The organism is Daejeonella lutea, assembly GCF_900168015.1.
Classification (GTDB): domain Bacteria; phylum Bacteroidota; class Bacteroidia; order Sphingobacteriales; family Sphingobacteriaceae; genus Daejeonella; species Daejeonella lutea.
This window is the reverse complement of record NZ_FUYR01000001.1, coordinates 1837470-1858352: the sequence shown is the minus strand read 5'-3', so window position 1 is coordinate 1858352 and position 20883 is coordinate 1837470. Positions and strand designations below refer to the sequence as shown.

Below are 20883 nucleotides of genomic sequence, written 5' to 3'. Positions count from 1 at the left end.
TATACAATGGCGGTAATGCTTAACCTGAATCGCGTAATGTCAACGCTGTGGATGATGAATCGATTTTTTAACCTGTGGCACTACAACAAGCATAAACATTCAAACTTTGGAAAGGGATATTAATAAAAAGAAGTGGGTTGAGACAAAGATACCGGTAATTGTCGGCGCTTTAATAGTCCTCGCCTGTGTTGCCGCTGCCTTATACTTTGCCTCCGGAATCGAGAAGCTTGCAATAGAAAAATCATTCGTAAAAAAGGGCGCATATCAGGAAACTGTTGCAATTGATGGAATCGTTATGCCCCTGGCGGCCGTTCAACTCGATGCGTCAGAAGGAGGCAGAGTGGTTGAGATTTTGGTTTCAGAAGGCGATTATGTGAACAGGGGGCAGGCGATACTTAGGTTATCGAATACCGATCTGCAGACAAGCCTCGCAAATCAGGAAACGGCTGTACTTAACGTTCTTTCTAAAATGCAGAGCATCCGCAATAGTTCTGATCAGAATTCAATGCGGCAATTGAACCAGCTTGCAGAAGTTGAGAACGCGCTTGCTGAAGCTGAACGCGTTTATAATCTTAATAAATATTTATTCGCCGAGAAGGCCATTGGCTCCCAGGAATTAAAGTCGTACGAGAATAGCTATAAATACCAATTAAAGCGTCTAAGCCTGACGCGTGAGGCATTAAGCAAAGATTCTGCATCTGTAAGGCGGCAATTGCGGCAAATGGAAAATATTTATAACCGAATGCAGAGCGAACTGGCGGAATTACGCCAGAAATCGGGGAATATGATTGTGCGATCCCCGGTCGACGGTCAGCTCAGGTCGGTAAACGCCAGGGTCGGCCAGGTAAAAGGTAAAGGCGAAAGCCTCGGACAGGTTGACATCGTAAGCGGATACAAGATCAGGGTCGGACTAAGCCCGTCGTATAAACAAAAAGTATTTGAAGGTATGAAAGGCTCATGCACCGTCGATGGGATCAATTACAGGCTGCTTGTGCATAAAGTTTATCCTGAGGTCGTAAATGACCGGTTCCATATGGATATGGTCTTCGAGGAGAAAGTGCCTGTCGGGCTTCGCAGTGGCGGGAAATTATCTGTACAGCTATCTCTTATCGAAAGGCTACAGGCCTTTCTGTTCTCACGGCCTGCCCCTTTTTCATCAACCGGACGACAAATGTCGTGCTGTGATAAATATTGGGATACTCAGGAACTGATAAATGAAGCAATTAAAATGCACCGATTATGAAGACGAGATATTTTTTATGTTTAGCAGCTTGCTTGACGATAGCTCATGGAGCTTACGCTCAGCAGGAAGTTAAGAAATTGACCCTAAAAGAGGCTGTCGATATTGCTTTAAAAAATAATCCGCAAATCGCGGAAGCCGCGCTCAGGTCAGAATCATCCGCTATAACCCTGAATCAGTCCAAGCGGGATTTGCTGCCGTCCATTCAGTTCAACGTTAATCACGGGATGAACCAGGGAAGAAGTATCGACCCTTATACAAATTCATACATCGGTCAGGACCATAGATTTGCAAGCTATTCTTTTGGGGGGAATGTAATGCTCTTTAATAGCTTGCTAAATCAGAATGCTATCAGGCAAAACAATTTGGCTTTGCAGGCATCCAAAATGGAGGAGTTGAAGATAAAAGAATCTATCACCCTGAATGTAATGCTCACTTATTTGCAGTTACTTTCAAATACTGATCTGCTAGCGCAGGCAAAGCTTCAGGCGGAATTAACCCGTGTGCATGTGAAACGCCTGCAAACGCTTGATAACGGTGGTGCCATACCTCCCTTTCATTTGTATGACCTGGAGGGTCAACTCGCAACAAACGAGCTGAGCATTACAAATACTACCAATTCAATAAATGCGTCTAAGCTCGCTCTGGCGCAGTTAATGAATGTAGATTTTATTCCTGAAATTTCGGATCTGATAAGCAGCAGTGCTGTTCCACAGAAGTATGGCTACTCTGTGGCAGAAATTCAAAATTCTGCGTTAAACCATCTGGCAGCGATCACCGGAGTTAAGTTGCGGAGGGAAAGTGCGGAACGCGGTCTGCAGATCTCCAAAGCACAGCGCTTTCCGAGCCTAAGCTTGGGTTCAAATGTTTACAGCAATGCTTCCTCGCTGGTCAATAATTTTGAGCTGATAGGTTTGCGGCCCGTAAGAACTCCTGACTATGTCATCTTAAACGGGAATCAAATTTCCGTGATCAGGCCGCAACCCACGTTTTCATCCACAAAAGTTCCATATAGCGAGCAGTTAGGAAATCATTTAGGTTCATCACTTAGCTTTAATCTCCGAATTCCTATTTTAAACTCGGGGTATTCGAAGATGAAGATTGCCGAATCCCGGGTGCAGTTGAAGCGCGCAGAGCTTAGTGAGCAAACAGAGATAACTCAGGTTAAGCAGGCTGTTGACCTGGCATATCTGAATACGGAAGCTGCCTGGGAACGTTTGCAATCAATTAATAAGCAAGTAGAAGCGTATCAAAAAGCTTTTAGGGCAGCACAGGCACGTTTCACTGTTGCTGTTGGCAATTCGGTCGATTACACCACAGCTAAAAATAGTTTAGATCAGGCGCAGATCAATCTTATCAATGCGCGTTATGATTATGTTATGCGGGCTAAAATTCTGGACTATTATCGTGGGGAACTCACCCTTACTGAATGATATAAAACTAAATGATCAACAACTCTACCCGTCGTTTCACAATGCGAATGAGAAATATTGTAACAAGTAGCGGCTGAACTCATCAAAAATCAAATAAATCATCAATAACAGCCATTAAATAAATTTTTTAAATTATAAAATGCGTACGCTTTTCAGGTGCTGGATTATTTTCTGTTTAATATTTACTGTGATGCCGCGTGTAAACGCTCAAACAGTAAAGCTCCTCACGTTAAATCAGCTTGATCAACGAATAAAGCAGGGCAGGGATACCACCTATATTGTAAACTTCTGGGCTACCTGGTGCGCACCCTGTTTGAAGGAGCTGCCCTATTTCGAGAAGCTCGGAGCAAACCTGAAAAATAAAAAAGTGAAAATCTTTTTGGTCAGTGCCGATACAAAGTCTAAACTCGAAAAAGCGGTCATACCTCTCGCCAAACGATTAAAACTTAAAAACGAAGTTTTTCTGCTGAATGAAAAAAGCCAGCAGGTTTATATCGACCGGGTTGATAAAAGCTGGTCGGGTGCCCTGCCAGCAACCCTCTTTATTAATAAAGCTAAACGTAAGCGTGAGTTCTACGAAAAGGAGTTCACCTATGCAGAACTATTGAAAACCTATAATTCAATTTAAAATATGAGAAAGTACCTATTATTATTACTGATGTCGGCTGCCATTAGCAGCAGTGCTCAGATTAAGACCCTTGTTGTGGGCCAGAGTGCCCCGTTTTTTACGCTGAGAAACGTGGATAACAAATTGATTTCCTTTAACAGTTATCCAAAGGCTAAAGGTTTCATAATTGTATTCACCTGTAACACTTGTCCGGTAGCAAAAGCCTATGAGCAGCGTATTATTGAGCTCGGAAAAAAGATGGCTCCCCTGGGTTATCCTGTACTAGCGGTTAATCCGAATGATGCCGACATTTCATCCGGTGATAGTTTCGCCAAAATGCAGGCTAGGGCTAAAGATAAAAACTACCCATTCCCTTATCTCTACGATGCGGGTCAGAGGGTAACAAATATGTATGGAGCAACCAAAACACCGCAGTTATTTATAGCCCAAAAGACTAAAAAGGGTCTGATCATTCAATACACCGGTGCGATAGATGATGATCAGGAGCTGGAAAATCCCGGGCGCACTAAATACGTTGAGCGGGCGGTAGCTGCCCTAAACGCTAATAAGCTGCCAGCCATTAAAGCTACAAAGGCAATCGGGTGTTCGGTAAAAAGGGCCGACTGAGTCGGCTCAGCCTTTCCTCAGCTCATTTGTCAAAAAATAATCAAGGTAATACCGGGGATCAGCATTTGAAGTGGTGTTAGCTGTAGTTCGCGCAGCAATCTTAAATGCCCCCTGGTTAAACGGCTCAAAGAAAGATCTTGACTCTTCAGTCATCAACATTTCCCGGGAGTCTGCACCGGTCAGTTGGCAGAATTCATTCATTGAGTAATCCGCTGGACCGAGTAATACGTCGACAGAATGGCCGACAAAATTCCTTTTGCTCAAATAATCTGAAGCTACGCCTGCGATCTCATGTGTAGAAATATAGGGCAGTTTCAAATCTCCCTCGTACCCATTATTCAGGCCCCATTTGAGATTATCAAAAAAGTTGGCACAACGCAGGTGTTTTATATGAACATCCGCCAGAGTGTTTAGCTTCGTTTCAAAGGAATTTAAAATACTGGGCTCCCCATTCTTTTCAATAACAGCATTGCTGATATTCACAATATGGCTTACGGGGCTTTCTTTAATTGCATTTGTAAGCAATTCGGCATAATCTTCCCAATTTGGGTAAAGAGAGCCAGGAAGAATGGAGAAAATGGATTGAGCATTTGAGGCGATGTCTTTCAGGAAGTCCGGGTCCATCAGGTCGCCGCTGCGAATCCCATCTGGAGCACCGTTTGCCGACCTGATACCCAGGAAGGGTATATCTAAATGTTGAAGATTTGCTGTTACTTTTGAGCCTACATTTCCTGTGGCACCAATTATTACGATCATAATTTTTAAATTAACTTTGCTGTTCTTGTTTCCGGAAGCAAGTCTAGCTGATCGCCAAAATATATCCTATATGGGACAAATTAATCCCCCTAAAAAATCGGTAACATACAGTCGTAAAATGGACATCAAGGCGGATTGCCCCATGGAGGTTTCGCTGCATGTATTGACAGGAAAATGGAAACCTGCTATTCTTAGTGCTCTTTTCAGAGGGCCTCAACGGCCACGTGATTTTGCTGCCGGTCTTCCTGACGCCTCAAAACGCGTATTAACCCGCCAGTTAAATGAACTTGAGGCGCATGGCCTGATCGCTAAAACAGTTTTTGACGTTCTCCCGCCCAAAGTTGAATTCTATCTGACACCCTTAGGATTGAGTATGAAACCTCTTATGGAGGAACTGAATAATTGGGGATTGCATTTTGAAAAGTTCAATCGCGAAATTCTCCCCAAATAATGGCAAACGTATTTTACCGAATTAGGTGAAATTGGCACATCTTTCTAAATTCATCCAGCATACTTTTAATTTCTAAGGGCTAACCTGCAAATCCCTAAGAAATAGTATGAAGCTGATTTTCTGCGCTACGTGCGCCTTCCTTTTATCTATCACCCATTTCGCGAACTCCCAAACTAACGGTAAACCGAACTCTCCCTCCGATTTCTTTCCGAAAGAAAGAGCCAGGGTGCTGACGGTGGGAACCTTTCATTTTGATTATCCTAACCTAGATGTCAATAAAATTGATGAGGAGAACAAAATCGACGTGCTGAAAGAACCTAAGAAATCTGAGGTAACGGAGATTGTAGAACACATCAAGAAATTTAAGCCCACAAAAATTGCTATTGAAGCCTTGCCTTCCTGGAAAGCAGGTGAACGTTTCCGGAGATATAAAAAAGGCGAATTCCAGACACAACGCGACGAGCGCTATCAACTGGGATTTCGTCTGGCGCGCGACCTGCAGCTCGACACCATTTACAGCATTGATGCAGGATCGTTTAGTGACGACCTTGAGAAACTGGATTCTGCTTATGCAAAAAAGCTGTTCGCTGATTATGACTTCAAGAGCAGCGATAAATACGATAAGATGTTCACAGAATGGTTCGACTATGAGCAGAAACTGCCAGCCAAAATGAACCTCCTTGATTATTTAAAACGGACAAATACCCGGGAATCTCTACAGCTCAATTATGGGGCTTATTTGGTCGGCGATTTCAAACTCGACAAACAAAGAGGAGCAGACATCCTTTCGCTGTGGTGGTATAACAGAAACATGAGGATTTTCCGCAAGATCCAGGAAATCACTACGAGTGAACAAGACCGTATCCTGGTAATATTTGGAAATGGCCATGTCTCTATCTTAAATCAACTACTGGAAAGCTCACCGGAATTCGATCTTGTGGAATTCGATAGCTTAAAATAAGGTAAACCTTCGAAGTAAACTAAATGGTGTTTTGGGTCAATTAAAATAAAGCGGCATAATTCATATTTAGGAAAAATTAAGAAAATGAAAATAAGATCTTTTGCCTTCAGTGCCGTCTTGATAGCTGCTATTGCCAACTTATCATTCGCCGGGTTTCCCCCACGCGACATTAAAAGCATCCTCAGTGAATTTGCCGACAGCCATGTGAATAGCGACGTGAGAAAAATGGAGGGTATTTTAAGTGAGACGGCGGTACTTAAATTTACAAGAGAAAACGAAGTTCAGACCTATAGTCAGCAGTCCATCATACACTTAATGAAGTTAAACCTGGGCGTCAAACAGAATTGCACAACACAAATCGGTGTCATTGCAGACAGCGACGCACTTGCCATTGCCAAAGTAAACTTTATTTATGACGGGTTTGTGATAGAAAACTACCTTACGCTTGAATGGCATAAGGGGGCATGGAAGATAACACGGATCGATAAGTTCTTCAATGCCGATAAGTCTCCGAAAGTACTGACGCAGGAATAAAAGTCTTTCCCGAACCATCAGTATTTGATAGTAAATTCCGGCTATAATTTTTAGTCCTATATAAGAAATCACTCCACTCGCTTACAATTGTTCCCAGCTAACAATTTAAACGTCCGGGTGATGATATTCCTCAATGATCATGAAGCTCCGAGCTATTCCTTAGCTAATAGTTTGAAGTTGCGGATTTCGGTCAATCGTTTGCGCTTTCAATTTCTTTATATTAACGCGCCCTCTAAATTGAACAATGCAATCCGAGCTTAATACAAAATTGCTGGTACATCAGCTGGTCGAAGGCAACATTCGGGCGTACGACGCATTATACTGGCAGTATCATCAGGCCATTTACCGGAACATTCTCAAATACGTTAAAGATCCACAAGACTCGAAGGATATTTTACAGGATGTTTTCGTGGTGCTATGGGAACACCGCCATGAGCTTGATCCCGGAAAATCGATCAGCGGCTGGCTGCATGTGGTGAGTTTCAACCGTTCCATGGATCATATAAGAAAAGTACTCCGGGCAAGAACCCTGGAGGGACAGCTCGCTGCCGAAATGGAGAAACCGGAATCGCTCCAGTCGGAAAGCGATGATCTGCGGGATGAGATCCTGGAAGAGGCGATCAAGAAACTCTCCCTACAACAGCAAAAGGTATTTATCCTTTGTAAAATTGAGGGCAAAAGCTATGCAGAGGCCGCAGCAGAACTCAATATCTCAAAACATACCGTAAAGGAATATCTTTCCCTCGCCATGGCTGCTGTAAAAGAATATGTTAAGCAGTATCCGGGCGACTATCATTTGGTGCTGGCAGCCCTGGTGCTCAACTGCCTGTAAAAATAAAAATCGGGTACCCCCCCCCCCCCTTTTTACTCCGATCGGCGTATTTAGTAAAATCAACACCATGAATACAAATCAGGAAAGGGCAAAGCAGCTGATCAGCCGGTACCGTAACTTGTCTCAACAGGATAGCATATGGTTGTCTAACTATTTGGAATCAGCTGACCCCGATGAGTTTAGAGAGTTTCTTGAACCTCATCCGGAAGGTGAGAAATCACCGGAAGCTGACCTCTTAGATAAAGCTGTATCCGCAAAATTGTTAAGTTCTATTCACAAGCGAATTTCGTCAGAGTCTGGCAATCCCCCGGTCCGAAAATGGCCTGCTGCCCTGCTGGCAATTGCAGCATCGCTACTCCTGTTGTTAACTATTGGGATATTCTACAGGAATAATCTATCCATAATTACCGGGCAAGAACAGCTCAGTGCAGCAACTTCGTGGGGTGAACGTAAAACAATCATCCTCCCGGATGGAACAAAAGTCTGGCTGGCACCAGGCACGAAGCTAAATTATCCAGATCGTTTTCAGGGCAACATCCGCCCGGTTGAACTCGAAGGCGAAGCCTTTTTCGAGGTTTCGCACGATAAAGAACACCCTTTTATCATATCCAGTGGAGAAGTCAAGACGACGGTGTTAGGCACCAGCTTCAACGTTAGCGCCTACCAGAAGGAGCAAACTATTAAAGTTGCCGTGTTAAGCGGAAAGGTGCGGGTGGAAGCCAGTGAGCAGGGAAAAACCCAGCGGCAAATACTGCTTCCTAACCAGCAGGCAATTCTTGAAAAATCCAGCAAGTCGCTCAGTATGCAAAGCTACCCGCAATCTTCAAAATATCTCTTGCAGCGGGAGGGCAGGTTCGAATACCAGGGAGCGCCTATTCAGGATTTGGCTGCTGAAATGGAACGACAGTTCAATGTTCGTTTTGTCGTCGACGAATCCCTTAAGGGTAAGGCCTTTTACGGCAGTTTGGATATGAATAATAAGCCTGCTGAAATACTGAAGAAACTTTCTTTGGTCATGGAAACCACCTGGGAGGAAAAAGCTGGTGTCTATTTTATTAACCCTTAATCTCCCTTTATGTAATTAGATAAAAAAAAGACCCGCTCTGCAAGCAGAATCGGGCCCTTGTGGAAACAACAGCTTGCCCCAGCCTTCGAAAACATAGGGCAATGCACATCATTAACCTTCAATTAAAGATATGAAAATCTACACATTTATTGGCGTTCTATCGATGTCTGACCCGCTCAGGCGATACACGTATACCGCATTCCTGTGCTTCGCATTGGTATTGATCAATCAGCTTTCCTTCGCACAGAGCGTATTGGACAAAAAGATCAATATTGTCATTAATGATGCCACTCTTAAAGAATCTCTGGGCCAGATCACCAGGGTGAGTGGTATAAAATTCACCTTTAACGAAGAGGTAGCAAACGATAAACAAAAACTGAGTGCCAGGGGAGTTAATAAGCCCCTCAGGATTTTGCTGTCTGAACTGTTAAAATCCACCCGCTATAGTTTTACAAAACTAGGCAGCGAAGTCTTGATACGAATCGATCAGAAAAACCAAAAGGTTTACCCAGGAGCGGCAAGGACCGACATGTCAACTCAGAGCTATGCCATCAGCGGCAGTATCAAGTCGGCCAGAACCGGTGAAACCATTCCCGGAGGTACGATCATGATCGCAGGCCTCCAGCAGGGTACAAGCACAAATGATTACGGCTTCTACTCGTTGCGCTTACCTCAGGGTAATTACAGTTTGATCGTTAGTGCAATCGGGTTTAAAGAAAGACAGCTGCAAGTTTCGCTTAGCGCCGACTCCACGATGAATTTCGCACTTGATGAAAGTTCATACCAGCTAGCAGAAGTAAAAGTAACAGGTGATGAAGGCAATCAGCCTTTGAATGCTCAGATGGGGCTTGATAAGGTGAGTGTCCGCGAGACTTCCAACATTCCTGTTCTGTTTGGCGAAAGGGATATCTTAAAGACTATTCAGCTCCTGCCTGGGGTAAAAGCCGCAGGTGAAGGAAGCAGTGGTTTCTATGTGCGGGGTGGGGCAGCGGACCAGAACCTGATCTTGCTCGACGAGGCTCCTGTTTACAATGCCTCACACCTGATGGGGTTTTTCTCCACCTTTAATTCTGATGCGATAAAGAATGCCAGTATCTATAAAGGGGGTATGCCGGCACAATATGGAGGCAGATTATCTTCTGTACTGGACATCAAAATGAATGATGGCAATAACCAGCAGCTTGGTGTGAGCGGGGGAATCGGGCTGATCGCGAGCAGGCTTAATGTGGAAGCACCTATACAAAAAGGGAGATCTTCCTTTCTGATATCGGGCCGGCGAACTTATGTAGATCAGTTCCTCAAATTGTCTTCTGACACGGCTGTTGACGGTATAAAGCTCTACTTCTACGATCTGAATGTAAAGGCCAATTACCAGATAAATAACAGTAACAGGCTTTATATCTCAGGATACTTTGGCCAGGATGTGTTAAGCTCCGATGATTTGGGTGGAATCAATTGGGGAAATGCGACAGGTACCCTGCGATGGAACCACATTTTCAACAACCGGGTGTTTTCAAATACATCGTTGATCCTTAGTAATTACGACTATAAGATCAATGTCAATCTCGGCATTAATAAGTTCAATATTTTTTCACAGATCCGGGACTGGAACTTTAAGGAAGATGTGCAATGGAACCTTAACAACAGGAACACATTAAGTTTTGGTCTCAATTCCATCTACCATACCATCAAGCCGGGAGAGATCTCGGCCCAAGGGGTTGCAACTACGGTGCGGGAGCGGCTGCAAAATCAGTACTCTGTTGAAAATGCTGTATATATCAGCAATGCCTGGAGTATCAGTAATAAGCTTAGCGCTACCTATGGCCTGCGCGTGCCGGCCTTTACTATTCTGGGGAAAGGGAACTTTTACACGCTTGATCTGAACGGAGAGGTTCTTACCACCAAGAGCTATAAATCGCGCGAAGTAGTTAAAACCTATATCAACTTTGAGCCCAGGCTGGCTCTGGGGTGGGAGTTCAGCCCGGGCAATTCGGTTAAAGCATCGTACGTCCGCAATACTCAAAATTTACACCTGATCAGTAATTCAACTGCAGAATCTCCAACTGATAAGTGGGTAGGAAGTACTAACCTTATAAAGCCCGAAACAGCCGATCAGTTTTCCCTGGGTTTTTATAAAAAAGCGGCCGGCAACGTTTATGAATTCAGCACCGAAGCCTATTATAAAACAATGAGCAATCAGATCGACTATCGTCCGGGAGCTGATGTATTCACTAATGCTCCTATAGAAACCCAATTGCTTTATGGAAAGGGCAGGGCTTATGGTATAGAGTTTCTGGCAAAGAAAAAGGCTGGAGCACTAAGCGGATGGCTGAGTTATACCCTTTCGAAAACGGAAAGACAGATCAACGGCATTAATAACAACAACTGGTATAATGCACGGCAGGACAGGACCCATGATGTAGTCATTACGGCCATGTACCAGGTGAACCCCAAATGGGCATTATCCGCGAACTGGGTGTTTTATACCGGAGATGCGGTCACCTTCCCGAGCGGGAAATATCGCGTTGATGATCAGACCATTTTCTATTTCACCGAGCGAAACGGGTATCGCATGCCTAACTACCAACGCCTGGATCTTGGCGCAACACGCCAGCTTAAACAAACGAAAACCTTTTCATCCGAATTGATTTTAGGTTTGTATAACGCGTACGGCTACAACAATGCCTACCGGATCACCTTCAGGGAGAGTAAGACGGTCCCCGACAAAGCAGAGGCATTGCGAACTACACTATTCAAATATGTCCCATCGATCACTTACAACTTTAAATTCTAAACAATGAAACAACTGATCAACTATACATACTTTTTAATTGCCACGGCAATACTATGCTCCTGTGAAAAAGTTATCGATGTAAATCTCAGTGATAGCGAATCGAAATACGTGATCGAGGGCATCGTAACAAATGAAGCAGGCAGCAGCAGGATATTGGTAACCCGTTCCAATAACTTTGCTGATGGATCTTATGAAAATATCAGGGGTGCGCTTGTGGAAGTAGAAAGCAATGGTACGGTCACCACCTTTACTGAAGCTAATCCTGGTGTGTACCGTAATACAGCGTTCAAAGGGAATTCCGGAAATGTTTACAACCTTCGAGTGGTAATCAATGGCCAAACCTTTACCTCGAAATCAACTATGCCGGCGAGGGTGACTCTCGACAGCTTATTTCTCACCGTCGACAATCTCGACAAAACAACCCGATATGCAACGGTAAGCTATCGCGATCCGAGGGGCCGTAAAAATTATTACCGGTTCATACAATTTAAGAACGGCAAAAAGGAGAAAAGCATTTTTACTGAAAGCGATGAATTCAGCAATGGCGACCAGGTGGAAACCCAGTTAGACAATTCCGACCGGATCGATGATTCAAACCCAGCGCTCAAAAAGGGCGACTTGCTGGAAGTCGAAATGCAGTGTATAGATGCCGCGGTATATAAATACTGGTTTAGTGTTGTCGATGGCGGCGCCAACGGCAATTCTGAGAATGCAGCACCAGCTAATCCCGTCACCAATATTATCGGCGGCGCATTGGGTTACTTCAGCGCCCATACCATGCAAAAAAAGTCGCTGATTATTCCCTGATCATTATTGCAGATTATCAATGACGTCTCCTCTCTGTGCTATGTTTTCGAACACTTCCGGGTCTTGATTTATACAAAAAATAGTAAGAGTTGATTTCACACGTAGTAATTAAATAACCATGCATTTCGTCAACGCATAGGTGGGGTGTTTAGATAGTCTCGAGTCACATTGGGTATATATTTGTGCAGCAAACTTTAGCTGTTAAAGTCCCCGTGTTAACTTTTCAGGAATTTACTGTCCACTATGAAACAACCTGTCCATTATGGAACAGTTTTCAAGGCTTATAAATTTTTAACTATCAAATTATCAGGTAGTTAAATGTGGCACAATCGTTGGAAACTCCCCGGTATTAACAGAGGAATAATACCAACATGGACACCGAATTATCCGCAGATTTTAAACGGAAGGCTTTATTCAGAAAATGGCTTATCGCAGGCTCAATCATTATCGCAATGACGATTGCATTTTTTGGTTTCAGAAGCCTGATAGAACCGTCAATAGAACGCTCAAAAATTACAATTGAAACAACAGAGGTTGGAACCATAGAAGCAACCATCCCTGCTTCCGGGGTGATCGTTCCTGAATACGAGTTTTTGATCACAAGCCCTATCAACGCGAAGATTGAGCAAGTTCTGCACAGTGCCGGGGAGGCTGTACAGATGGGCGAATCCATTTTGAAACTCAATAAGGAAACTACTCAAATAAATTACGACAAGCTGCTGGACGAGCAGGAAGTTAATCGCAACAAAATAAATCAGCTCAGGCTCAGTTTGGAGCGCACCTTAAATGACCTGCAAACCCAGTATTCAATAAAGGAAATGCGAATCCAGAGCCTGGAATCAGCTCTGGAGCACGAGCGTTCCTTACTTAAGATCGGTGGCGGCACAGCAGAAAGAGTGAAACAGGCTGTTCTTAATCTCGACATCGCGAAAATTGAATTAAAACAACTGAAGAATCAAATTTCCAATCAGCAAAAAACCATGCAGGCCGACCTGCGAAGCCTGGGTCTGCAGATGAGTATCCAGAATAAAAGCATCTCGGAATCTGACAGGAAACTTAACCAGGCTGAAGTACGCTCACCAGCAAACGGAATAATTACCTGGGTAAGCAGCCAGATAGGCTCAGAGGTTAGCGAAGGGTCAGAAATCGCCAAAATAGCGGACCTTCGCAGCTTTAAGGTTGAAGGCAGCATATCAGACGCCTATGCGTCTCAACTGCGGAATGGCGGATGGGTAATCATCCGTATTAATGATACTGATCTGCGCGGCCGGATTAGCAGTATCCAGCCAGCCGTAGAAAACGGCACAGTAAAATTCTTTGTGAACCTTGATAAGAAAGATCACCCGCTTTTGAGATCCAATCTCAAGACTGAGATTTTCATAGTGACTTCGGTAAAAAATCAGGTGCTGCGTTTAAAGAACGGTTCCGCCTTCGATGGGTCTGCACACCAAAAATTATTTGTGGTGAATGGAAATCAAGCATCCAGCAGGGTAGTGACTGTTGGGGAAAGCAATTTTGACTACATAGAAATCCGGTCAGGGTTAAAGGCTGGGGACAAAGTCATCGTCACCGATATGAAAGATTTTGAGAACCAGGATAAAGTTGAAATTAAGGACTAGCGATGAAAAGGAATAGATTCAACTTTAGCATTCGTTTCAATCTAACATGTTTCGGTTGTGCTTATGCGGCCATGGTATTTCTACTTTCTTTTCAAAGCTATGCCCAGGAAATACCTGTAGTACGTCTGGGTTTAAAGGAAGTGATAAGCATTGCTAAACAAAACTCCACCGCGTCACTGCAGGCTGCAACTATAAAAGAAAACCGGTATTGGCAATGGAAAACATTCAGGTCTAATTACAGACCCCAACTGATGCTTAATGGTACCCTGCCTGAATTCAACCGCGACAATATTCCAGTAACGCAACCGGACGGGACCGTTGAATTTCAACCCGTGGCAAATGATAATTCGTCGCTAAACCTGGGGATCACGCAGAACATAGGCCTGACAGGTGCCCAGGTATTTCTTAACTCCAGCTTACTTCGTTTCCAGGATTTCGACCGGAGGCAGACCCGTTACAATGGAAATCCCCTGATCATTGGCTTTAACCAACCCCTCTTCGCTTTCAACCCGCTTGCCTGGGATAAAAAAACAGAGCCATTGAAATATGAAGAATCGCAAAAGAAATTTTCCGAAGATATTGAAGAAGTAGGCTACAGGGCATCTTCCTTATTCTTTAACCTGATGATCAGCCAGATCAATCAGGGTATAGCCGAAAAAAACAAGATTAATAATGATACCATCTACAAAATAGCTTTGGTAAGGTCCGAACTGGGCAAGCTTTCCAAAGACGAGCTGCTTCAGCTCAGGTTGGCTTCCTTAAATGCCGGGAAGGCACTTGCACAGGCAAATCTAAATTCAGAAAGTGCAATGCTGCAATTGAAGTCGTATATCGGCTACAAAGAAAACAGTGTGATCGAGCTCGTTCTGCCAGAAAACCTCCCCAATTTCGAAGTTGACCCGGAGGCCGCCATTCGTGAAGCCCGGGCTAATAAAAGGCAGACCGTGGAATACAAACGTGCATTGCTTGAGGCACAGCGTGAAGTTGCCCGTGCACATGGTGATAATGGACTTAATGCAAGTCTTTTTGGGACTTTTGGTCTTACCAACCGCGCGCCGGATATTGGAGGCATATACCGCGACCCCAGGGATCAGCAGCGCGTCCGACTGGGTTTTCAGATCCCCATCATGGATTGGGGAAGATCTGCTTCCCGGATTAAAACCGCCGAGGCTAATCAGAAACTGGTACAGTATACCATTGCCCAGGAGGAGATTAATTTTGATCAGGCCATTTTAACCCAGGTGAAACAGTTCAACATGATCCGTGCACAGATGCAAAGCAACCGTGAAGCAGATCAGACTGCGGAAGAACGGTATGGAATAGCGCGAGCCAGGTATATGCTGGGCGATCTGAGTATAACAGATCTGAACATTGCACTTCAGGAGAAAGACCAGGCAAAAAGGGACTATATTTTCTCGCTCAGAAATTTCTGGGATGCTTACTTCAACATCCGCACACTGACATTATACGACTTCGAAAAGAACCAGAAAATACTGAACTAGAAAGCATACTTAATACTTAATACTTAATACTAATACGCGATACTTAATACTTAATACCTGATAATTAATACTAAACAAATGATAAAGTTAACAGACGTAGAAAAAGTTTACCGCACGAGCACCATTGAGACTATGGCCTTGAGCAAAGTAAATATTGTTATCAATAAAGGCGAATTCGTTTCCATTATGGGTCCGTCCGGATGCGGAAAAAGTACACTTCTGAATATTATGGGACTTCTTGATGAACCCAGCTCCGGCAAGATAGAGATCGACAACACACTTATTTCAGGGTATGCCGACAAACGCCTGGCACATATGAGAAATCAGAAATTGGGTTTTATTTTTCAAAGCTATCACCTGATCAATGACCTTTCTGTGGTCGACAATGTAGAAATCCCCTTACTCTATCGCAAAGGTGTATCGGGATCTGAACGACGCAAAAAAGCCCTTGAGGCCCTTGAAAAAGTCGGCTTGAACAGCCGCACCAAGCACTATCCGAACCAGCTTTCCGGCGGACAAAGGCAACGAGTGGCAATTGCCCGTGCCATTGTGGGCAACCCCGAGATCATCCTGGCCGATGAACCAACAGGTAACCTCGACAGCGTCATGGGAGAAGAGATCATGAACATCATGCTGCAATTGAACAAAACTGAAGGCACCACCATTGTCATGGTCACACATGACGAGAACATGGCAAATAAGACCGAGAGGGTGATCCGGTTTTTCGATGGAAGGCAGGTGAATTAGGGAGAAGAGATTAGGTGTTAAGTATTAGGATTTAGGCTTTAGGCTTTAGGCTTTAGGTTTTGACAAGCGTACCTATTCGTACAACCGTGAGTCTAACCGAGCGGAAAGGCCCTAAAGCCTAATACCTAACACCAACTAACCAACTATACCAATGCTAAAAAACTACATAAAAATTGCTTTCAGAGTCATGCTCCGGCAGAAGTTCTTTACGGCAATCAGTATTTTCGGAATAAGCTTTACGATCATGGTTTTTTCCATCATAGCGAGCATAACTGCCATTACGTTCGGAAATGATGCACCTAACATAAACCGTGAGAGAACGCTTTACTACAGGGGTTTCACTGTCGAAGGAGATCAATTCAGATTTTCGGCCCCGGAACCTGTTTTCTATGATCAGGTCGAAAAGCTGGCGAATGTCGAGACTATGGGCCGGTATATCGCTGGCCAGCTGACTTCTTTTAAAAATGGTAAAAAAACCTCAATCGACGTGGTTTTCACTGATGAGAAAGTCTGGAAAATCTATAAACATGATCTTCTCGAAGGGCGTACGTTTACCGCCGATGAAGCCCGTGGAGCTCAGTCAATAGTGGTGATAACTGAATCAGTTAAAAAACATTATTTCGGCGATGAAAAAGCGGTTGGTCAATTCCTCGAAACCACTCCCAGGCTCAGAGTAATCGGGGTGATAAAAGATTTCCTGCATATTGGAGGTGTCGGACCAGAGGCTGCTCAGGCATTCATACCGTTAAATCGCTACCACTTCGGTGCAAATAAAAACCCGATCTATTCTGCTATAATAGTCGCGAAGCAACAGTCGGATCTTCCTGAAATTAAACAAAGTCTTAGTAAACTGATAAACGAACGCTATAATCCTAAAAAGCGGAACGTCGAATTGTGGGCGAATGATGTATATGAGCGCAATGACTTTGGCGATTATTTGGCTATAATGGCTGTATTCATATTTTTCACCATGGTAATTCCGGCCCTGAACCTGGTTGGTATAAATATCGGCCGAATCGCTGAGCGGAGATCTGAGATTGGCATCCGAAAAGCTTTTGGCGCTTCGTCTTCCGTGCTGGCTGGGCAATTCATAGCAGAGAGTATTATCATAACACTGATAGGTGGCCTATTGGGCGTCCTGTTAACCTACGCTTGCTCAGGCCTGGTTATCACCCATATCGTGGCCTCCAATGACGATGTCATAGCATCTAACAGTGTGCTTATTCATTGGGATGTAATTATGTACGCTGTGCTCGCATCCTTGTTTTTTGGTTTGCTGTCGGGTGCAGTGCCTGCCTGGAGGATGTCCAGGCTACATGCCGTAAAGGCCTTAAAGAACGGAAACTTATGATCAGGCACCTTTTGAAACTAGTGTGGAATAAGAAGATGAAGCATCTTGTTCTTACAGTCGAGCTTTTTTTTGCGTACCTGGTCATGTGCTTTTTGTTCTTACTCCTTTCCCTGGCAGTAACAACCTCAAAACAGCCAAACTTTAATGTTGATCAGGTGGTAAGCGTGTATCCAGGCTCTTCCGGCGACACAGCCAGAACCATCTTGCGTTCGATAAAAGAAGTACAACATATCAGTAACACATCGCACAGGCCTTATTCAAATATTGCCACAAATGACACCCTCTTTTATGGTGACAAATTTATGCGGGTCTACAAGAATCACGCAGATGAAGGACTGACATCAGTACTCAAGATTTCCATGTCTTCCGGCAGATGGTTCGACCAAACGGATCGGGGAGCTGCAAAACTGCCTGTTGTGATAACGACCGTATTGCGTGACCAGCTTTTTCCAAAAACAAAAGCAGAAGGTCAGGTACTTAAAATAGGGACGACAGTATATAAAATTATCGGTGTGGCAAATGATCTGAACGATCCCACAGGTTACCAGGACAGGCCCCATGTTTTTGTTATGGAACCGGCAAATATGTTCCTTGTGAGGCTGACGAAACCCATTGATGACAAAATTTATAATAAACTAAAATCTGCCGCGGGCGGTGATGAAAGCGAATTTTCGGATAATATCATTCCAATCAGCCTTTATAAAGCGGAATATGATTCCGAACACAGTCGTATGATGGCCGGTATGATGATCATGAGTAGTTTTCTGCTGATAAATGTCGTGCTGGGGCTTTTTAGTATTCTTTACCAGAACATCAACCGCCGAAGGCCGGAGATCGGTCTGAGAAGGGCTGCCGGTGCAACGTCCGCACAGATATACTGGCAAATAGTGCTTGAAGTAGGCTTGCTGGCAACAATCGCTATTATCCCGGGAGTTATCGTGGCTTTACAATTCGTCTTTTTCGAGTTCTTTGGTAAACAGCCGGGTTATTACCCGTCAATCATATATGCAGCTGGTGTAATCTACCTGGTAGTTATGCTATGTGCCTTGTATCCGGCTGGACTCGCTTCAAGGATCCAACCGGCGGTGGCGCTCCACGAAGAATAATCGATATGCTAAAAAACTACATTAAACTCGCCTTCAAGGTAATGCTTCGCAAGAAGTATTTCACGTTCCTGACGCTCGTGGGTATCAGCTTCACGATTATGATCATTACTATAACAGCGGCATTTATCGACCAGATCGTGGGTGCGAGTGATACGGAGCCCAACCGCGGGCGAACACTCGTCCTCAAAGAAGTTTTCCTCATGAAAGATGACCGGGGCCGTCCTGACGAAGTCAGCCTGCCCTTCCTGCAGCGTTATATTACCACCTTGAGAACACCGGAGAGAATTTCGATTTATCGGGATGGGGGATATGTCTCGGCCCGTAATGGGGTTCCCAGAGCGCACCGGTTAAAATATTCCGATGAAAATTTTTGGTCGATAACCAACTTCAAGTTCCTTGAGGGCAGGCCATTCGATGCCCGGCAGGTAAAAAATGCCAGCAGGGTTGTAGTTATCTCTGAAGAACTCAAGGATTATTATTTCGGTGAGGGGAATGCTGCTGGAAAGATAATTGAGCTATTTGGTATCCCCTTCCGCGTAATAGGGGTTGTCAAGAGTGCACCGCTTTTAAGTGATGCAGGATCTGACGCCTGGATACCTTATACTGCTGATCCCGCTCCTGTACCGCCCCCTGCCGAATGGCCGACCATCCATGGTCAATATAAAGCAATGCTGCTTGCCCGCTCGGGCGAAGATGCGGAGAAAGTGAAGGCTGAAATCGATGCCAGGATGAGGAAGATTGTACCTCCCAATCCGCAGTTTACTTCTGTAAAAGCCAATGCGCTCACAGCCTTACAGCACTTCGCAAAAGTACGCAACTCTGATCCTGATCCAGATTTCGCCCAGTTATTTACGGCACTTTTTGCTTGCCTGTTCTTGTTCCTGCTGATACCAGTGATAAGCCTCATCAACCTTAATATAAGCAGAATTTCAGAACGGGCTGCAGAGATAGGTGTCCGTAAATCGTTCGGAGCTTCATCATCCACTCTTGCAGGACAGTTTATTGTTGAGAATATCATCCTAACGCTAACCGGCGGGCTTATCGGAGTAATCTTAGCCTATTTATTTTCAGATGCGCTGATCCTGATGCTGAACGCTTTCGATCCCCTCTTCCAGATTTCGTTCGGGCAGTTCATACTGAGCTGGAGGGTGGTCGCATTTTGCATTGGCTGCTGCTGTTTTTTCGGCTTTCTTTCCGGCGTATACCCAGCATACAGGATGTCTAAAATGCATCCCGTTAACGCACTTAAAGGCAATAACTTATGATCAGACACACCTTCAAAATGCTATGGCGCAAGAGGAAAAGTAATTTTTTGCTGGTCTTCCAGTTGTTTATTTCATTCGTTGCTCTGACGTTTTTTATAGCACTTAACGTCGACAAGTTTTTAGCCTATTTCAAACCCTACTATTATAACTATGATCATGTTTGGGCGATATCATTGGGCCTGGATAAGGTTCCAACAGATAAGGCGCAAGGCTACGTAAGTGCTATTGAACAAAAATTACGCGCAATGCCTGAAGCGGAACTGGTGAGCAATGCCTCCCTGATCCCGTTCTATTCATGGCCAACTGATGAAAAAGCTGTCATTCAGAACAATAAATTATCTTTCAGAACCTTTATTGCGGACGAGCACTTCAATCAGGTATTAGAGCTCCCGATAAAAAAGGGGCGATGGTTTACAAAGGACGACAGGCTTTCAGCTATCGTTCCAATCATAATTACGGAGGATCTTTCAGAGGAATATTTCAATGGTCAGGATCCGATCGGTCAGACAATCCTTCTGAGCGGCAAAAAGACGAGGATAGTAGGTGTGACTGCTGAGTATAGAGATAATTTCTCCCGCGAGATAGGAGGTAATGGGAAGGGCTATATATTTAAACCGATTGGTCCGGATACCACCGGCTCAGCGATCCTGGTAAAATCAAAATATGCCAATAATTTTTTCTTGATGGAAGGAAAGATCAGGAAAGTACTTGAAACAATCAAAGACGACAATTTTACTGTACGGAATAGCTCGCCAATGAACATGGTAAAGAAAATGAGCAATAAAAATGATCTCATTCAGCTCACACTGGCTTTAGTGGTCTTCGGTTTTCTGGTTCTCAATATCTTCCTTGGAATTTCAGGAGTATTCTCCTACGCAATCGCGAAAAGAAGATCGGAAATTGGTTTAAGGGTAGCAACCGGCGCGGTCTCAGGTAATATCCTGAAGCAATTCCTGACTGAAACAATTGTACTAAGCAGTTTCGCCACTATACCAGGAGCATTTGTTGCCCTACAGTTCATCATCGCCGGCTTTTTCGGAAATCTTAGTCTTCGTGAAGGAATGTTGGGCGTTGCCGGCGCTGCACTTTTTATATACCTGTTGATGATCGCCTGTAGTTTATATCCAAGTTTAAGAGCATCCAAAATTCAACCTGCAGAAGCTTTGTATGAGGAATAGGTCCACT

Annotated in this window: 19 protein-coding genes; 18 read left to right on the top strand and 1 reads right to left on the bottom strand. The window is 44.2% G+C overall.

Translation table 11 applies throughout. The annotated features are described in order from the left end of the window. The first annotated feature begins 106 nt into the window (after positions 1-106). From B5X60_RS08295 to B5X60_RS08280, 4 genes are all read left to right on the top strand, one after another. Positions 107-1243 carry an HlyD family secretion protein gene (locus B5X60_RS08295; protein ID WP_079702115.1) on the top strand — a complete coding sequence of 379 codons (1137 nt, stop codon included), beginning with the start codon at positions 107-109 and terminating at the stop codon, positions 1241-1243. Beyond that, positions 1240-2673, top strand: coding sequence for a TolC family protein (locus B5X60_RS08290; protein WP_079702114.1), 1434 nt, complete (start codon positions 1240-1242; stop codon positions 2671-2673). Before B5X60_RS08295 ends, B5X60_RS08290 begins: the two co-directional genes overlap by 4 nt. Before the next feature lie 190 nt (positions 2674-2863). Beyond that, positions 2864-3301, top strand: coding sequence for a TlpA disulfide reductase family protein (locus B5X60_RS08285; protein ID WP_139377401.1), 438 nt, complete (start codon positions 2864-2866; stop codon positions 3299-3301). Between the two features lie 3 nt (positions 3302-3304). Further along, complete coding sequence (locus B5X60_RS08280) at positions 3305-3907, top strand: thioredoxin family protein (RefSeq protein WP_079702112.1); 603 nt, start codon at positions 3305-3307, stop codon at positions 3905-3907. A gap of 6 nt (positions 3908-3913) precedes the next feature. Here B5X60_RS08280 and B5X60_RS08275 read toward each other — a convergent pair whose 3' ends face one another. Further along, positions 3914-4663, bottom strand: a complete 750-nt coding sequence (locus tag B5X60_RS08275) for a Rossmann-fold NAD(P)-binding domain-containing protein (protein WP_079702111.1) — start codon at positions 4661-4663, stop codon at positions 3914-3916. Positions 4664-4733: 70 nt separating this feature from the next. On the opposite strand from B5X60_RS08275, the gene B5X60_RS08270 reads away from it, so the two are divergent. The 14 genes from B5X60_RS08270 (at position 4734) to B5X60_RS08205 (ending at position 20876) form a co-directional block, all read left to right on the top strand. Beyond that, positions 4734-5114, top strand: a complete 381-nt coding sequence (locus tag B5X60_RS08270; RefSeq protein WP_139377400.1) for a winged helix-turn-helix transcriptional regulator — start codon at positions 4734-4736, stop codon at positions 5112-5114. 106 nt (positions 5115-5220) lie between these two features. Further along, positions 5221-6075 carry a DUF5694 domain-containing protein gene (locus B5X60_RS08265; protein ID WP_079702109.1) on the top strand — a complete coding sequence of 285 codons (855 nt, stop codon included), beginning with the start codon at positions 5221-5223 and terminating at the stop codon, positions 6073-6075. An 84-nt stretch (positions 6076-6159) separates the two neighbouring features. Continuing rightward, positions 6160-6609 carry a nuclear transport factor 2 family protein gene (locus tag B5X60_RS08260; protein ID WP_079702108.1) on the top strand — a complete coding sequence of 150 codons (450 nt, stop codon included), beginning with the start codon at positions 6160-6162 and terminating at the stop codon, positions 6607-6609. A gap of 244 nt (positions 6610-6853) precedes the next feature. Beyond that, the gene (locus tag B5X60_RS08255) at positions 6854-7441 is read left to right on the top strand and encodes an RNA polymerase sigma factor (RefSeq protein ID WP_079702107.1); all 588 of its coding nucleotides are present in this window, start codon (positions 6854-6856) and stop codon (positions 7439-7441) included. A 67-nt stretch (positions 7442-7508) separates the two neighbouring features. Further along, entirely contained in the window at positions 7509-8507 is a 999-nt protein-coding gene (locus B5X60_RS08250; protein ID WP_170878407.1) for a FecR family protein, read from the top strand. Between the two features lie 130 nt (positions 8508-8637). Further along, positions 8638-11301: a TonB-dependent receptor gene (locus tag B5X60_RS08245; RefSeq protein WP_245803483.1), complete on the top strand. Its 2664-nt coding sequence runs from the start codon at positions 8638-8640 to the stop codon at positions 11299-11301. A gap of 3 nt (positions 11302-11304) precedes the next feature. Continuing rightward, positions 11305-12108: a DUF4249 domain-containing protein gene (locus B5X60_RS08240; RefSeq protein WP_079702104.1), complete on the top strand. Its 804-nt coding sequence runs from the start codon at positions 11305-11307 to the stop codon at positions 12106-12108. A 371-nt stretch (positions 12109-12479) separates the two neighbouring features. Then, the gene (locus B5X60_RS08235) at positions 12480-13727 is read left to right on the top strand and encodes an efflux RND transporter periplasmic adaptor subunit (protein ID WP_079702103.1); all 1248 of its coding nucleotides are present in this window, start codon (positions 12480-12482) and stop codon (positions 13725-13727) included. A 2-nt stretch (positions 13728-13729) separates the two neighbouring features. Continuing rightward, positions 13730-15229, top strand: a complete 1500-nt coding sequence (locus B5X60_RS08230) for a TolC family protein (RefSeq protein WP_221406216.1) — start codon at positions 13730-13732, stop codon at positions 15227-15229. 78 nt (positions 15230-15307) lie between these two features. Beyond that, positions 15308-15976, top strand: a complete 669-nt coding sequence (locus B5X60_RS08225; protein WP_079702102.1) for an ABC transporter ATP-binding protein — start codon at positions 15308-15310, stop codon at positions 15974-15976. A 151-nt stretch (positions 15977-16127) separates the two neighbouring features. Continuing rightward, complete coding sequence (locus B5X60_RS08220; protein WP_079702101.1) at positions 16128-17327, top strand: ABC transporter permease; 1200 nt, start codon at positions 16128-16130, stop codon at positions 17325-17327. Next, on the top strand, positions 17324-18433 hold the full coding sequence (locus B5X60_RS08215; RefSeq protein ID WP_079702100.1) for an ABC transporter permease: 1110 nt from the start codon (positions 17324-17326) through the stop codon (positions 18431-18433). The genes B5X60_RS08220 and B5X60_RS08215 overlap by 4 nt, the downstream gene beginning before the upstream one ends. Next, positions 18367-19698: an ABC transporter permease gene (locus tag B5X60_RS08210; RefSeq protein ID WP_079702099.1), complete on the top strand. Its 1332-nt coding sequence runs from the start codon at positions 18367-18369 to the stop codon at positions 19696-19698. Before B5X60_RS08215 ends, B5X60_RS08210 begins: the two co-directional genes overlap by 67 nt. Then, entirely contained in the window at positions 19695-20876 is a 1182-nt protein-coding gene (locus B5X60_RS08205) for an ABC transporter permease (RefSeq protein ID WP_079702098.1), read from the top strand. The genes B5X60_RS08210 and B5X60_RS08205 overlap by 4 nt, the downstream gene beginning before the upstream one ends. The last annotated feature ends 7 nt before the right edge of the window (positions 20877-20883 follow it).

Excerpts from the sequence above, each read along its gene's own strand:
- B5X60_RS08220 (WP_079702101.1), top strand. The coding sequence starts at position 16,128 with ATGCTAAAAAACTACATAAAAATTGCTTTCAGAGTCATGCTCCGGCAG.
- B5X60_RS08275 (WP_079702111.1), bottom strand. The coding sequence starts at position 4,663 with ATGATCGTAATAATTGGTGCCACAGGAAATGTAGGCTCAAAAGTAACA.
- B5X60_RS08245 (WP_245803483.1), top strand. The coding sequence starts at position 8,638 with ATGAAAATCTACACATTTATTGGCGTTCTATCGATGTCTGACCCGCTC.
- B5X60_RS08255 (WP_079702107.1), top strand. The coding sequence starts at position 6,854 with ATGCAATCCGAGCTTAATACAAAATTGCTGGTACATCAGCTGGTCGAA.
- B5X60_RS08215 (WP_079702100.1), top strand. The coding sequence starts at position 17,324 with ATGATCAGGCACCTTTTGAAACTAGTGTGGAATAAGAAGATGAAGCAT.
- B5X60_RS08240 (WP_079702104.1), top strand. The coding sequence starts at position 11,305 with ATGAAACAACTGATCAACTATACATACTTTTTAATTGCCACGGCAATA.
- B5X60_RS08265 (WP_079702109.1), top strand. The coding sequence starts at position 5,221 with ATGAAGCTGATTTTCTGCGCTACGTGCGCCTTCCTTTTATCTATCACC.
- B5X60_RS08250 (WP_170878407.1), top strand. The coding sequence starts at position 7,509 with ATGAATACAAATCAGGAAAGGGCAAAGCAGCTGATCAGCCGGTACCGT.
- B5X60_RS08270 (WP_139377400.1), top strand. The coding sequence starts at position 4,734 with ATGGGACAAATTAATCCCCCTAAAAAATCGGTAACATACAGTCGTAAA.
- B5X60_RS08205 (WP_079702098.1), top strand. The coding sequence starts at position 19,695 with ATGATCAGACACACCTTCAAAATGCTATGGCGCAAGAGGAAAAGTAAT.
- B5X60_RS08210 (WP_079702099.1), top strand. The coding sequence starts at position 18,367 with ATGTGCCTTGTATCCGGCTGGACTCGCTTCAAGGATCCAACCGGCGGT.
- B5X60_RS08225 (WP_079702102.1), top strand. The coding sequence starts at position 15,308 with ATGATAAAGTTAACAGACGTAGAAAAAGTTTACCGCACGAGCACCATT.
- B5X60_RS08230 (WP_221406216.1), top strand. The coding sequence starts at position 13,730 with ATGAAAAGGAATAGATTCAACTTTAGCATTCGTTTCAATCTAACATGT.
- B5X60_RS08290 (WP_079702114.1), top strand. The coding sequence starts at position 1,240 with ATGAAGACGAGATATTTTTTATGTTTAGCAGCTTGCTTGACGATAGCT.
- B5X60_RS08280 (WP_079702112.1), top strand. The coding sequence starts at position 3,305 with ATGAGAAAGTACCTATTATTATTACTGATGTCGGCTGCCATTAGCAGC.
- B5X60_RS08260 (WP_079702108.1), top strand. The coding sequence starts at position 6,160 with ATGAAAATAAGATCTTTTGCCTTCAGTGCCGTCTTGATAGCTGCTATT.
- B5X60_RS08285 (WP_139377401.1), top strand. The coding sequence starts at position 2,864 with ATGCCGCGTGTAAACGCTCAAACAGTAAAGCTCCTCACGTTAAATCAG.
- B5X60_RS08235 (WP_079702103.1), top strand. The coding sequence starts at position 12,480 with ATGGACACCGAATTATCCGCAGATTTTAAACGGAAGGCTTTATTCAGA.